At 70.2% G+C, this 14,034-nt stretch carries 12 protein-coding genes; 7 read left to right on the plus strand and 5 right to left on the minus strand.

From position 1 onward, the window contains the following. Positions 1-70: 70 nt before the first annotated feature. Positions 71-790: a PadR family transcriptional regulator gene (locus OP86_RS19805; protein ID WP_030059648.1), complete on the minus strand. Its 720-nt coding sequence runs from the start codon at positions 788-790 to the stop codon at positions 71-73. A 351-nt stretch (positions 791-1,141) separates the two neighbouring features. Between OP86_RS19805 and OP86_RS19810 the strand changes: the two genes are divergently transcribed. Continuing rightward, the gene (locus OP86_RS19810) at positions 1,142-3,769 is read left to right on the plus strand and encodes a transglycosylase domain-containing protein (protein ID WP_106973459.1); all 2,628 of its coding nucleotides are present in this window, start codon (positions 1,142-1,144) and stop codon (positions 3,767-3,769) included. Positions 3,770-3,922: 153 nt separating this feature from the next. Further along, the gene (locus tag OP86_RS19815; RefSeq protein ID WP_051830299.1) at positions 3,923-5,500 is read left to right on the plus strand and encodes a glycosyltransferase family 87 protein; all 1,578 of its coding nucleotides are present in this window, start codon (positions 3,923-3,925) and stop codon (positions 5,498-5,500) included. 49 nt (positions 5,501-5,549) lie between these two features. Here OP86_RS19815 and OP86_RS19820 read toward each other — a convergent pair whose 3' ends face one another. The 3 genes from OP86_RS19820 to OP86_RS19830 all read right to left on the minus strand — a co-directional run bounded on the left by OP86_RS19820 (position 5,550) and on the right by OP86_RS19830 (position 8,191). Continuing rightward, complete coding sequence (locus OP86_RS19820) at positions 5,550-6,584, minus strand: alanine racemase (protein ID WP_030059645.1); 1,035 nt, start codon at positions 6,582-6,584, stop codon at positions 5,550-5,552. Between the two features lie 12 nt (positions 6,585-6,596). After that, complete coding sequence (locus OP86_RS19825; protein WP_030059644.1) at positions 6,597-7,715, minus strand: lipid II:glycine glycyltransferase FemX; 1,119 nt, start codon at positions 7,713-7,715, stop codon at positions 6,597-6,599. Between the two features lie 176 nt (positions 7,716-7,891). Continuing rightward, positions 7,892-8,191 (minus strand): hypothetical protein, encoded by a 300-nt coding sequence (locus OP86_RS19830; RefSeq protein WP_030059643.1) that lies wholly within the window; start codon positions 8,189-8,191, stop codon positions 7,892-7,894. Positions 8,192-8,510: 319 nt separating this feature from the next. Here OP86_RS19830 and rpsF point away from each other — a divergent pair, with 319 nt between their 5' ends. The 4 genes from rpsF to rplI all read left to right on the plus strand — a co-directional run bounded on the left by rpsF (position 8,511) and on the right by rplI (position 10,284). Then, positions 8,511-8,801, plus strand: coding sequence for a 30S ribosomal protein S6 (rpsF, locus tag OP86_RS19835; protein ID WP_030059642.1), 291 nt, complete (start codon positions 8,511-8,513; stop codon positions 8,799-8,801). 96 nt (positions 8,802-8,897) lie between these two features. After that, a complete protein-coding gene (locus OP86_RS19840; protein ID WP_030059641.1) occupies positions 8,898-9,503 on the plus strand; it encodes a single-stranded DNA-binding protein in 606 nt (201 codons plus the stop codon). A gap of 80 nt (positions 9,504-9,583) precedes the next feature. Next, complete coding sequence (gene rpsR, locus OP86_RS19845; RefSeq protein WP_030059640.1) at positions 9,584-9,820, plus strand: 30S ribosomal protein S18; 237 nt, start codon at positions 9,584-9,586, stop codon at positions 9,818-9,820. A gap of 17 nt (positions 9,821-9,837) precedes the next feature. Next, positions 9,838-10,284 (plus strand): 50S ribosomal protein L9, encoded by a 447-nt coding sequence (gene rplI, locus OP86_RS19850; protein WP_030059639.1) that lies wholly within the window; start codon positions 9,838-9,840, stop codon positions 10,282-10,284. Positions 10,285-10,381: 97 nt separating this feature from the next. On the opposite strand, the gene OP86_RS19855 is transcribed toward rplI, so the two are convergent. Further along, a complete protein-coding gene (locus OP86_RS19855; RefSeq protein WP_030059638.1) occupies positions 10,382-11,722 on the minus strand; it encodes an MATE family efflux transporter in 1,341 nt (446 codons plus the stop codon). A 452-nt stretch (positions 11,723-12,174) separates the two neighbouring features. On the opposite strand from OP86_RS19855, the gene dnaB reads away from it, so the two are divergent. Beyond that, positions 12,175-13,806, plus strand: coding sequence for a replicative DNA helicase (dnaB, locus tag OP86_RS19860; RefSeq protein WP_078589274.1), 1,632 nt, complete (start codon positions 12,175-12,177; stop codon positions 13,804-13,806). Positions 13,807-14,034: the final 228 nt, after the last annotated feature.

Genomic DNA, 14,034 nt, shown 5'->3' on the forward strand with positions numbered 1-14,034 from the left:
GCTTCTTCGATGACTGTTTGCGGGGCGCGAGGCGCCCACTCCTGCCGCGCGGCACAGGGCTGGCGCGGTGTCAGCGCTCCTCGGCGGAGCGCCCCGGGCGGTCGTACGGTGGCCCGGACGGGTCCGAGGACCCGGTCTCCTGGCCACGGCCGTCCGAAGTCTTGTGGGGTACGGCGGTGGTGCCGGGGTTCCCGGCGGGGGCACCGGTGGTGGTGGGCCCGGTCCGGCCGGTGCGGTTGGACCGCTCGGTCTCGATCAGCTCGTTGAGCCAGCGGACCTCGCGCTCCACGGATTCCAGTCCGTGCCGCTGGAGCTCGACGGTGTAGTCGTCGAACCGTTCGCGGGCGCGGGCCAGCGAGTTGCGCATCCGCTCCAGGCGCTCCTCCAGCCGGCTGCGGCGCCCCTCCAGGACGCGCATCCGGACGGCCCGGTCGGTCTGACCGAAGAACGCGAAGTGGACGCCGAAGTGTTCGTCCTCCCAGGCGTCGGGGCCGGAGTCGGCGAGCAGCTCCTCGAAGCGCTGCTTCCCCTCGGCGGAGAGCCGGTAGACGATCTTGGACCGCTTGCCGTTGAGCGCGGTGGCCGGGACGTACTCGACGTCCGGGTTGTCCTCGACCAGGAAGCCCTGGGCGACCAGGCTCTTCAGGCACGGGTAGAGCGTTCCGTAGGACAGTGCCCGGAACGTGCCGAGCAGGATGTTGAGCCGTTTGCGCAGCTCGTAGCCGTGCATCGGGGCGTCGTGGAGCAGGCCGAGAACGGCGAACTCCAGCACTCCTGAGCGCCTGCCCACTGCCGTCGTCCTCCTCCCTGTCGGCCTTCGTCCGGCCGCTGCATCCGGCGGTATTCCGCTTCGATGTATCGGCTCGATATATCGAGAACAGTAAACCCGGCCCCGGGAACGGGCAAGGGGGGCACGCGTGAATGTGATCACAAGCCGACCCGCGGGTGGGCTTGGCAACGGGCGTGTAATGATCTGTCGCCGTTTTGCGGTTATTGGCGACTGATGCCCGATTAGTAGTAATTCAGTGCTGCGTACGCTGTCGCGTGTGCACGAGGACCACCTCCGGGGTTAGGCGGTTTGCGGGCATCGGACGTGAACCCTGCCTTCAGGCTGGAAACGCCTGACGAGGAGTGCTGGAAGATGAGCGAGCGACGGCGAAGGACGCCCAACCCGGGCGGTGACGGGCAGCAGCCCCCGGGAGGCGGCGGCGACCGTCAAGGAGCGCCGGGCCCCGACGAGCTGCGCTCCGACGGGGTCGGCCGCCGGCGCCCGCCGGGCGTTCGGGAGACCGCTCAGCAACCCCGGATGGGTCGGGCGGAGATGCGCAAGGCCGCCCAGAAGAAGGGCAAGGGCGAGAAGGGCAAGGTCGGCCGGGGCGGTGCCGCCGCGGCCTCCGCGGCGGCGGCCGGGCCCGGCAAGAAGCGCTTCATCGACTACCCGCGGTTCGGCAAGACCGGGATCCGGCGCTGGCTGCCGTCCTGGAAGCAGTGGCTGAGCGGCTTCCTGCTGGTCTTCGGCTGCTTCGTCGGCCTGGTGTTCTACCTGTACCAGACCACCAGGGTCCCCGAGCTGAACGAGCTGGTGAACAACCAGAACACCATCTACTACTGGGCCGACGGCAGCGAGATGACCCGCAAGGGCTCGACGAACCGCCAGATCGTCGAGCTCAAGGACATCAGCCCCAACCTGCAGAACGCCGTCATCGCCGCGGAGAACCAGGACTTCCGCACCGACCACGGCATCGACCCCAAGGGCATGCTCCGCGCCGTCTACAACATGGCGAAGGGAGGTGAGACCCAGGGCGCCTCGACGATCACTCAGCAGTACGTGAAGAACGCCTACCTGAGCCAGGAGCAGACGCTCAGCCGCAAGGTGAAGGAGTTCTTCATCACGCTGAAGATCGACCAGAGCAAGGAGAAGGACGAGATCCTCACGGGCTACCTGAACACCAGCTGGTTCGGCCGCGGTGCGAACGGTGCCCAGGCCGCCGCCCAGGCGTACTACGGGGTGGACGCCAAGGACCTCAACGTCTGTCAGAGCGCCATGCTGGCCGGCCTGCTGAAGGGTGCGGCGTACTACGACCCCACCAACCCGGCCAACAAGGAGCGGGCCCAGGGCCGGTGGTCCTGGATCCTCGACAACATGGTCAAGATCAAGGCCATCACCCCGGAGGACCGGGCCAAGTGCGCCGCGTTCCCGGACCCGATCCCGCTGAAGCCCAGCTCCAACATGAACGGTGAGATCAGCTACCTGGTCGACACCGCCAACAAGTACGTGCTGAACAACGACAAGACGATCACCCAGCAGGTGATCGACCGGGGCGGCCTGAAGATCTACACGACCTTCGAGAAGGACAAGGTCGACGCTCTGAAGAAGGCCGTGGACGACGTCAAGGCGGAGAACCTCAACCCGCAGAAGCGTCCGGACAACGACACCAACATCCAGTTCGGCTCCGCCAGCATCCGCCCCGGCGACGGCGCGATCATCGCCCTCTACGGCGGCGACGGCGTGGAGAACGGGCACTTCGACAACAACGCCGACGCCTCCGGCGTCCAGGTCGGCTCGACCTTCAAGCCCTTCGTGCTGGCCACCGCGATGCAGGTCGGCGTGCAGACCGCGAAGGGCGACGACGGCAAGCCGAAGCGGATCAACGCCGACAGCCGCTACCTGGCCGACGACATGTCCGAGATCCGCAAGCCGGACAACTCGCTGGTGATCGGCGACGACGGCAAGCCCTACCGGCAGAAGAACGAGGACTCCAGCAAGCACGGCTTCGTCTCGCTGCGGCAGGCCATGCAGTACTCGTACAACGTGCCCTTCGTCCAGCTCAACCAGGACGTCGGCGGCCAGAACGTGGCCGACATGGCGGTGCAGATGGGCGTCAAGAAGGAGAGCCTCGCCGACCCGAAGACCGCGACCTTCCCGCTCGGCACCTCCACCATCAGCCCGATCCGGATGGCCACCGCCTACGGAACCCTGGCGGCCAGCGGCAAGGAGGCCGAGCCCTACTCGGTCACCAAGGTCGAGCTGAACGGTGTGGAGCGGCCGGGCTTCGGCAAGAAGGACGCCAAGGTCGCGCTGGAGCCGGCCGTCGCCGACAACGTCACCGACGTCCTGGTGAACGTGGTGAAGAACGGCACCGGTTCCAAGGCCAAGGAGCTGGGCCGCCCGGTGGCCGGCAAGACCGGTACCACCGACCAGAACAAGTCGGCCTGGTGGGTGGGTTACACCCCGCAGCTGGTGACCAGCGTCGCGATGTGGCGCGAGGACCCGACCAAGCACGAGCGGCAGTCGCTCAACGGCACCGCCGGCCAGGAGTCCATCCACGGTGGTGCCCTCCCGACCGACGTCTTCACCCGGTACATGAAGGTCGCGCTGGCCAACGAGAAGAAGATGGACTTCCCGAACCCGCAACCGGTCGGCAGCGAGGTCGACTCCTCCGGTGCGCCGTCCACGGCCTCGGCAGTGCCGACGCCGACCATGACCGACACCCCGCCGGCCCCGGTGCAGACCCAGCCGCCGACGCAGCCCAGCCAGCCGCAGCCGCCGCAGCCCACCCAGAACTGCGTGCCGGGCGTGGACTGCCCCGGCGACCAGCCGACCCACAAGCCGACCAAGACGCCCGGTCCGACCAGCACCTGCATCCCGCTGATCAACTGCCCGACGCAGCCGACGCCCACGGACACCACCACGCCGGGCGGCGGTGGCAAGCCGACCAAGCCGACGCCGAGTTCCACCGGCGCCGCGCAGGGCGCCGCGGGGCAGTAGCCCCGGCAGACCCGCGACGGCGGCGGCGGTCCTCCCCGGAGGGCCGCCGCCGCCGTTTTCGTCACGATTCGCGGCCCGGGCCGCCGCGCAGCACCGCAGGCCGTCGCGGGGGCCTCCTCGTTCCGGCGGGGACGGTGCGGCAGGATGTCCGGCATGACGTCGAGCGATCGTGACGAAACCGCCGGCCCGGTCGGGTCCGGCGCCGCCGCAGGGCCCTCCCCGGCAGCCGTCGCCACGGCCGCACCGGCGGCCGACACCGTGGTCGTCCCGGCCGACGAGGACCCGGTGGCGGCGGCCGGCAGCGAGGTGATCGGCGGGCCGCCCGGACGCCGGGCGCTGCTCGGCGTCTCGTGGTGGATCCCGGCGCGCTTCCTGGCGCTCGCGGTGATCGTGGTCTCGGTGCTCGGCATGGTGCAGAAGCTGCCCTGCTACGAGCAGGCCTGGTTCCAGCCGGGCTCGCCGCAGTACATCCACGCCTGCTACAGCGACATCCCGCACCTGTACTCCGGGCGCGGCTTCGCGGCCGGGCTGCACCCGTACGTGGACCGCATCCCGGGCTCCTCGGGGGACCTGCAGTACCTGGAGTACCCGGTGCTGACCGGCCTGTTCATGCAGGTCGCGGCCTGGCTGACGTCCGGCGGCGGGGACCAGCAGAGCCAGGAGCAGTGGTTCTGGGCGATCAACGCCGGGATGCTGATGGCCTGCGCGGTGATCGCCGTCGTGGCGCTCTCGCGCACCCACCGCCGCCGGCCCTGGGACGCCGTGCTGTTCGCGCTCTCGCCCGTCCTGCTGCTCAACGGCACGGTCAACTGGGACCTGCTCGCCGTCGCCCTGGCCGCCGTGGCGATGGCCTGGTGGGCCCGCTCCCGGCCGGGCTGGGCCGGCGTCTTCATCGGCCTGGCCACCGCCGCCAAGCTCTACCCGGTGCTGCTGATCGGCCCGCTGCTGGTGCTCTGCTGGCGGGCCGGCAAGTGGCGCGAGTTCCGGCTGGTGCTGGCCGGCGCGGTGGGCTCCTGGCTGCTGGTCGACCTGCCGGTCATGCTGGCCAACTGGCAGGGCTGGTCGACGTTCTACGTGTTCAGCAAGCACCGCGGCGAGGACTACGGCTCGGTCTGGCTGATCCTGATGCAGACCCGCGGCGTCGGCCTGGCCGACCTCGACGTCTACATCGGCGTGCTGATGGTGCTGGGCTGCGCGGCCATAGCGTGGCTCGGCCTCTCGGCGCCCCGCCGCCCGCGCTTCGCGCAGCTGGCCTTCCTGGTGGTCGCGCTGTTCGTGCTGGTCAACAAGGTGTACTCACCGCAGTACGCGCTCTGGCTGCTGCCGCTGGCGGCGCTGGCCCGGCCGCGCTGGCGGGACATCCTGATCTGGCAGGCCTGTGAGGTGCTCTACACCCTCGGCATCTGGTCCCACCTGGGCTTCGTCACCGGGCCCAAGCAGCACGGGATCGGCGAGGCCTGGTACCACTTCGCGATCGGGCTGCACCTGATCGGCACGCTCTACCTGGTCACCCTCGTCGTCCGCGACGTCCTGCACCCGGACCGCGACCCGGTCCGCTGGGACGGCAGCGACGACCCCTCCGGCGGGGTACTCGACCGCGCCCCGGACGTGTTCGTGCTGGGCACCGCCCGCCGGCTGCGCGAGGAGGAGACCTACGCCGCGTACGCGCCGGCCGGCCCCGAGCAGTGGCTGGGCGAGCCGGAACTGCTGGAGCCGGCCGAGAAGCCGTAACGCGAGCGAGCGCTATTTGAGAGGCGAGCCGAGCGCCATCAAGAGGTGCCTAGCGGTCCACCACGCGGTCGAAGTGCGTGGTGGTGTGGCGGACCTGCAGACCGAGCTCCTCGCCGATCGCGGGGGGCTTGGTCTCGCCGTCCAGGAACAGCAGCGACACCTGCATGTGCGGGGGCTCGGCGAACCAGAGCTGCTTGCCGGACCAGTGGAACGGCGACTTGGTCTTGTTGACGGTCGCCAGGCCGGCCCGGGCGATGCCCTTGGCCCGTGAGGCCATGCTCTGCACGTACTTGGGCGCCTCCAGGCCGATGCCGTGCGCGGTGCCGCCGGCGACCACCAGGATGTGGCCGTCGGTCGGCGCCGGGTGCTGGCGGTAGCCGTAGCGGTCGCCCTTGCGCACCGGGGTGACGTCCAGGACGGTGGCCCGGACCTCCAGCGCGGCGTGGTCGCCCAGCCAGAGCCGGGTGCCGATCCGGGCCCGGAAGACGGTCTCCGGGTAGCGCTGGGCCAGCTGCTCCATGCCGGCCGCGCCGAGGTGGCTGACGAACACGGTGTGCACCGGGATGCCCGCCGCCCGGGCGGTGTCCACCCAGTACGCGACCTCCTCGACCGGGCTGGAGCCGTCCGGCCGGTCCATCGGCAGGTGCAGCGCCAGGCCCTCGAAGCCGACGCCGTCCAGCTCGGCGGCGACGGTCCGCAGGTCGTCGGCGCTCACGCCGTGCCGGCGCATGGTGGTCATGCACTCCAGCACCACCCGGGCGCCGTGCAGCGCCCGCAGCGCGTCCAGGCTCGCCACCGTACGGATCACCCGGGCGTGCGGCAGCGGCAGCACCTCCTCGCCGACCCGGTACGGGGTGAGCACCAGCAGCTCACCGCCGTACCACTCGGCGGCGTCGGCCGCCTCGTACGCGGTACCGACGGCGAGCACCCCGGTGCCCAGCAGAGTCGCCTCCTCGGCCAGCCGGTGGTTGCCCAGGCCGTAGCCGTTCCCCTTGGCGACCGGCACCAGGCCGGGGAACTCGGCGAGGACGGAGCGCTGGTGGGTGCGCCAGCGTTCGGTGTCGAGGTAGAGCGACAGCGTCATCGGGCAGCCTCCTCAGCGGCGGGACATGTAGAGGTCGAGGGCCTTGTGCAGCAGCTTGTTGAGCGGGAAGTCCCACTCGCCGAGGTACTCGGCCGCCTGGCCGCCGGTGCCGACCTTGAACTGGATCAGGCCGAACAGGTGGTCGTTCTCGTCCAGGGTGTCACTGATGCCGCGCAGGTCGTACACCCCGCCGCCGAGGGCGTAGGAGTCGCGCATCATCCGCCACTGGATGGCGTTGGACGGCTTGACCTCGCGCTTGTGGTTGGCCGAGGCGCCGTAGGAATACCAGACGTGCTCGCCGACCACGAGCATCGTGGTCGCGGCCAGCGGCTCGCCCTCGTGGTAGGCGATGTAGAGCCGCATGCGGTTCGGGTCCTCGGCGGTGAGGGCCTTCCACATCCGCTGGAAGTAGGACAGCGGGCGCGGGGTGAACTTGTCGCGCTCGGCGGTGACCAGGTAGAGCTGGTGGAAGATCGGCAGCTCGTCGTAGCCGCCCTGGAACACCTCGACGCCGCTCTTCTCGGCCTTCTTGATGTTGCGGCGCCACAGCTGGTTGAAGTTCTTGTGGATGTCGTCCAGCGAGCGGTTGGCCAGCGGCACCTGGAAGACGTAGCGGGGCTGGACGTCGCCGAAGCCGGCGCCGCCGTCCTCGCCCTGCAGCCAGCCGGCCTTGCGCAGCCGGTCGGCCACCTCGAAGGCGCGCGCCTCGTACCAGTCGGCCTCGACGTCGCGCAGGCGCTTGGCCTGCTTGGCGGCGATGGCCTCCTTGATGGTGGGGGCGTTCCAGCGGCGGATCACCACCGGCGGGCCCATCTTCACCGAGAACGCGCCCTGCGCCTTCAGGTGCGCCAGCATCGGGGAGAGCCAGCGGTCGAGGTCGCGGTCGAACCAGTCGATGACCGGGCCCTCGGGCAGGTAGGCGAGGTAGCGCTTGAGCTTCGGCAGCTGGCGGTAGAGCACCAGGCCGGCGCCGACGAGCTGGTTGGCGTCGTCGAACCAGCCGATCGACTCGGACCGCCACTCGGCCTTGACGTCGCCCCACGACGGCACCTGCATGTGGCTGGCCGAGGCACGGCTCCTGATGAAGGCGAGGTGCTCCTCGCGGGTGATCGTCCTCAGGCGCAGGCTCATTGCTCGGTGCTCCTCGTCGGTCGGGCTGCGGTGGCCCCAGGTTCTCGGGCTTGACCCTATCGTCCGGGGCCCGGGCGCCCACCCTGGCGGGCAGGACGGCGCCCCCGTCGCGTACCTGTCTCCTTGCAGATACGCGACGGGGGCGCCGAGGGTTCCTGGGCGGCCTTCCTGCGGGCTCAGCCCCAGAGGCCGCCGCGGGCGATGCCGAGGTAGAAGCCGATCGCGGAGGCGCCGAGCGTGATCATCAGGACGAAGCGTTCGGCGGTGGTGACCGAGACGAACATGCCCCACAGGCCCGTGACGATGCCGGCCAGGCCGGTCCACGAGGTCAGCAGGTGGAGGTTGTAGAAGAACGAGGTGGTGAAGGCGATCACGCCCAGGACGGCGGTGAGTGCCACCAGGGTGTTCTCGCGGGGGTGCGGGTGGCCGTCGGTGTTCAGCGTGAGCGCGGGCATGCGGTGGACGGACTGGGCCATGAGTCCCACCTCCAGGCGTGGAGACGAACGGGCAGGAATCCCGTTCCGTCCAGATTGCGGCGGTTGGGTCGGTCTCACAACCCCTATGCGTTTTGTTCGGCCGTCCGGGTGCGGGTAGGCTGTGCCGTCTGCACTGGTGTAGTTGTGCCCCCCTGCGCCCTCTTCCGGGTGCCACCCCCTTCCGGGTGGTGCGGGGCCCGACTGTCCGACCCGGCCGCTACGGTGGCCGGAGTCGTCACCGCACCGGTGCCGACGCTACGCACAACCCTCCTGCCACGGAGAGACCGTGGCCGCTGAGTCCAAAGGAGGTGGGTTACCCATGCGTCACTACGAGATCATGGTGATCCTCGACCCGTCGGTCGAGGAGCGCGCTGTCTCCCCCCTGATCGAGAACTTCCTCACTGTCGTCCGCAACGGCGGCGGCAAGGTGGAGAAGGTCGACACCTGGGGTCGTCGCCGTCTGGCTTACGAGATCAACAAGCAGTCCGAGGGCATCTACTCGGTCATCGACCTGAAGGCCACGCCTGAGGTCGTCAAGGAGCTCGACCGCCAGATGGGCCTGAGCGAGTCGGTTCTGCGGACCAAGGTCCTGCGCCCGGACACCCACTGAGCCACCTCTGAGGCCTTCGGGTCTCGGGTAGCTCGCGTCCGCTGTTTCACGTGAAACAGCGGTGAACGGACATCTTCCCGAGAGGTCATCACCACCATGGCAGGCGAGACCGTCATCACCCTCGTCGGCAATCTCGTCGACGACCCCGAGCTGCGCTTCACCCCGTCGGGTGCGGCGGTCGCGAAGTTCCGTATCGCGTCCACCCCCCGCACCTTCGACCGTCAGACGAACGAGTGGAAGGACGGCGAGAGCCTCTTCCTCACGTGCAACGTCTGGCGGCAGCCGGCGGAGAACGTGGCCGAGTCGCTGCAGCGCGGCATGCGCGTCATCGTGCAGGGCCGACTGCGCCAGCGGTCTTACGAGACCAAGGAAGGCGAGAAGCGGACGGTCTTCGAGGTCGAGGTCGACGAGGTCGGTCCGAGCCTGCGCTCGGCGACCGCCAAGGTCACCCGGGCCAACCGGTCCGGCGGCCAGGGCGGCCCCGGTGGCGGCTTCGGCGGCCAGCCGGGTGGCGGCCAGGGCGGTTGGGGCGGCGGTGGCGGCCAGCAGGGCGGCAACTGGGGTGGAAACTCCGGTGGCCAGTCCGGCCCCTCCGACGACCCGTGGGCGTCCAGCGCCCCGTCCGGCGGCAACCAGGGTGGTGGCGGCTGGGGTGCCGCGCCGTCCGGTGGCGGCGGCTACTCGGAAGAACCCCCGTTCTAAAGAGCTGACAGATTTCGTGCGGCCCGGCCGTCGGCGTCCTCGGACGCCCGCCGGGCCGTGAACCCCAAATGGAGCACACAATGGCGAAGCCGCCTGCTCGCAAGCCGAAGAAGAAGGTTTGCGTCTTCTGCAAGGACAAGGTCAACTACGTTGACTACAAGGACACGAACCTGCTGCGGAAGTACATCTCCGACCGTGGCAAGATCCGTGCCCGCCGGGTCACCGGCAACTGCACCCAGCACCAGCGTGACGTCGCCACGGCCGTGAAGAACAGCCGTGAGATGGCGCTGCTGCCCTACACCAGCACCGCGCGCTAAGAGAGGGTGACCAAGTAATGAAGATCATCCTCACGCACGAGGTGCCGGGTCTCGGCTCCGCCGGCGAGGTCGTCGAGGTCAAGGACGGCTACGCCCGCAACTACCTGGTTCCGCGTGGCTACGCCATCCGCTGGACCAAGGGTGGTCAGAAGGACGTCGACGCCATCCGTCGCGCCCGCAAGATCCACGAGATCCAGACCCTTGAGGCCGCCAACGAGGTCAAGGGCAAGCTGGAGGGCGTCCAGGTCAAGCTGGCCGTTCGCTCGGGTGAGGCCGGCCGTCTGTTCGGCTCGGTGACCCAGTCCGACGTCGTCGAGGCCATCAAGGCCGCCGGCGGCCCGTCGGTCGACAAGCGCGCCGTCGCGATCGCCTCGCCGATCAAGACCGTGGGCACCCACAAGGTCTCGGTCAAGCTGCACTCCGACGTCCAGGCCAACCTGGACATCGCGGTCGTCGCTGCCTGAGTTCCGTAGCAGTGGCCTGAGGGCCGGACTCCTCCGGGAGTCCGGCCCTCGGTCGTTCCCGGGACGCGCGGGGCCCGGGGCGCGCGGGGAGCCCGTGCTAGCCGCGGACGGCTCCGGTGACCAGCCACCTGCCGCCGCGGGCGCGCCGCACCAGGAAGGCGGCGCGGACCAGCATGAACAGGTTCATCGCCCACCAGAGCCCGGCCAGCCCGGCGCCGGTGGCCGGCACCGCGAGGGCCGCCGGGGCGAACACCGCCAGGGTCGCGAGCGCCGCCCAGGCCAGGTACGGGCCGTCCCCGGCGCCCATCAGCACCCCGTCCAGCACGAAGACCAGGCCGGCGACCGGCTGGCTGAGCGCGAGCAGCAGCAGCGCGGTGGCCAGCTGTGACCGCACGGCCGGATCGGGCGTGAACAGCGGGACGTACAGCGGGCGGGCGACCACCACCAGCAGGCCGAGCACCACCCCGGAGCCGATGCCCCACTCGACCATCCGCCGGGTGGCGGCCCTGGCGCCCGGGACGTCCGAGGCGCCCAGGTAACGGCCGATGATGGCCTGACCGGCGATCGCGATGGCGTCCAGCGCGAAGGCCAGGAAGCTGAACAGCGTCATGGTGATCTGATGCGCGGCCACCTGGTCGTCGCCCAGCCGGGCGGCCACCGCGGTGGCGATCATCAGCACCGCGCGCAGGCTGATCGTCCGGACCAGCAGCGGGCCGCCGGCCCTGGCGCTCGCCCGGATGCCCGTCGCGTCCGGCCGCAGCGAGGCCCGCTCCCGGCGGGCGCCGCGGACCACCACGACCAGGTAGACGGCGGCCATCCCGGTCTGCGTGATGACGGTGCCCCAGGCCGAGCCGGCCACCCCGAGCCCGGCGCCGTACACCAGTCCGGCGTTCAGGCCGATGTTGGCGGCGAAGCCCGCGACGGCCACCAGCAGCGGTGTCCGGGTGTCCTGGAGCCCGCGCAGCACGCCGGTGGCGGCCAGCACCATGAGCATCGCCGGGATCCCCAGGGAGCTGATCCGCAGGTACGTCACGGCGTAGGGCGCCGCGGTCGGCGAGGCGCCCAGCACGTCGGCCACCCAGGGGGCCGTCAGCAGGGTCAGCAGCACCACCGGGACGGCCAGGCCGAACGCGAGCCAGATGCCGTCGATGCCCTGCTGCACGGCGCCCCGGCGGTCCCCGGCGCCGATCCGGCGGGCGACCGCCGCGGTGGTGGCGTAGGCGAGGAAGACGAACACCCCGGTCGCGGTGGTGAGCGCGGCGGAGGCGACGCCGACCCCGGCCAGCTGCGGGGTGCCCAGGTGGCCGACGATCGCCGAGTCGGCCATCAGGAAGAGCGGCTCGGCGACCAGCGCGCCGAAGGCCGGGACGGCCAGGGCGAGGATCTCCCGGTCGTGCCGGCGTCTCGCGGGGACGGGGGTTGGGGGCGAGGCGGTCATGGGCTCCAGGCTACTCATCCACAGGTAATGGACGCCAGTAGGTTGTGCCCATTACTCGAAATCTTGAGCGGCGTCGTTCGTCCGCTCTGCGCCCACAGCCGTTCGGAGGTGTGTGAAGTTTTTCTCATGCACAGGCCCGAGAAGAGGTAATCCCAGGTCAGCAGGTTGACGGTGGAGCGATCGTCGGGTTATCCACAGGGACGTCCACAGGGGCGTCCACAGCTTTGGTGCAGTTCTCCACAGGACGGGGCCGTTCATCCACACCCCCTGTGGATAACCGCCTTGGCGCAAGGGTGCCCGGCGCCTTAGCGTGGGCTCTCCGCCCGACACTCCCACCGCCCCCGGCGTCCGATTTGTCGGAGCCGTGGCGTACAAAGAGGATCGGATCCGCTCCACCCAGCCACCGGCAAGGCCCGCTCCAACTCGCACCACTCGCTGATCGGGGAACACGCGTGACCGGCCCCCAGTACGACGACCACGACGCCCCGCCGCCGGAGGAGGACTGGCAGACCGCCGAGGACCCCTTCCCGGCCGGCGCCTTCGACGACGCGCCCTTCCCGGACGGCCCCGGTGACCGCCTCCCGGTCTCGCGCGGCCGCAGCGGTCAGGGCGGCGGTCAGGGCGGTGGCCGCGACGGCTTCCAGAAGGGCGGCTTCCAGGGCGGCAAGGGCGGCCGGAACGGCTCCTCGCGCGAGGGCGGCCAGCGGGACGGCGGCTGGCAGCGCCGCGGCGAGGGCGACGGCGAGGGCGGCGCGGACGGCTTCGAGCGCGTCCCCCCGCAGGACCTCGCCGCCGAGCAGTCCGTCCTCGGCGGCATGCTGCTCTCCAAGGACGCCATCGCCGACGTGGTCGAGGTGCTCAAGCCCGCCGACTACTACCGGCCCGCGCACGAGCTGATCCACGGCGCGATCCTCGACCTCTACGCCCGCGGCGAGCCGGCCGACCCGATCACCGTGGCCGGCGAGCTGACCAAGCGCGGCGAGCTGCAGCGGGTCGGCGGCGCCCCGTACCTGCACACCCTGGTCAACTCCGTCCCGACGGCGGCCAACGCCGAGTACTACGCCCAGATCGTCCACGAGCGCGCGGTGCTGCGCCGACTGGTCGAGGCCGGCACCCGGATCGCGGGCATGGGCTACGCGGCCGAGGGCGACGTGGACGAGATCGTCAACGCCGCCCAGGCGGAGATCTACGCCGTCACCGAGCAGCGCACCAACGAGGACTACGCCCCGCTCGCCGACATCATGGAGGGCGCCCTCGACGAGATCGAGTCGATCGGCTCCCGCAACGGCCAGATGTCCGGCGTGCCGACCGGCTTCGCCGACTTCGACGCGCTCACCAACGGGCTGCACCCCGGTCAGATGATCGTCATCGCGGCCCGCCCCGCCATGGGTAAGTCCACGCTCGCGCTGGACTTCGCCCGGGCCTGCTCGATCCACCACAAGCTGCCGAGCGTGATCTTCTCGCTCGAAATGGGGCGCAACGAGATCGCCATGCGCCTGCTGTCCGCCGAGGCCCGGGTGGCGCTGCACCACATGCGCTCCGGCAGCATGACGGACGACGACTGGACCCGGGTCGCCCGCCGGATGCCGGACGTCAGCGAGGCACCGCTGTTCATCGACGACTCGCCCAACCTGTCGATGATGGAGATCCGCGCCAAGTGCCGCAGGCTCAAGCAGCGCAACGACATCAAGCTGGTCGTCATCGACTACCTCCAGCTGATGCAGTCCGGCGGCTCCCGCCGGGCCGAGAACCGCCAGCAGGAGGTCTCGGACATGTCCCGAAACCTCAAGCTGCTGGCCAAGGAGCTGGAAGTCCCCGTCATCGCGCTCTCCCAGCTGAACCGTGGCCCCGAGCAGCGCACCGACAAGCGGCCGATGGTCTCGGACCTGCGAGAGTCCGGCTCGATCGAGCAGGACGCCGACATGGTCATCCTGCTGCACCGCGAGGACGCCTACGAGAAGGAGTCCCCGCGCGCGGGCGAGGCCGACCTGATCGTCGCCAAGCACCGTAACGGCCCGACCGCGACCATCACGGTGGCCTTCCAGGGCCACTACTCGCGCTTCGTCGACATGACCCGGGACTGAGCCCGGGCCACTGTAGGGTCTCAGCTTTCGTGGCACAGTCTCAGCTTCGATGGCACAGGGGTGGCATTTATGCCACCCCTGTGAGACTCACAGGTCGGGGCGTTCGCTCTTTCGGGTGAAGGCTTTCAGTGGGCTTTACCCCGGTTTGTGGACACTTCTGAGAAGCGGATCTTGGGGTCCGTGGAGAGGATGTCCTCATGGGTACTGCGAGGTACTCGGGGGAGTTCA

Source organism: Streptomyces novaecaesareae, from assembly GCF_000716875.1.
GTDB lineage: Bacteria > Actinomycetota > Actinomycetes > Streptomycetales > Streptomycetaceae > Kitasatospora > Kitasatospora novaecaesareae.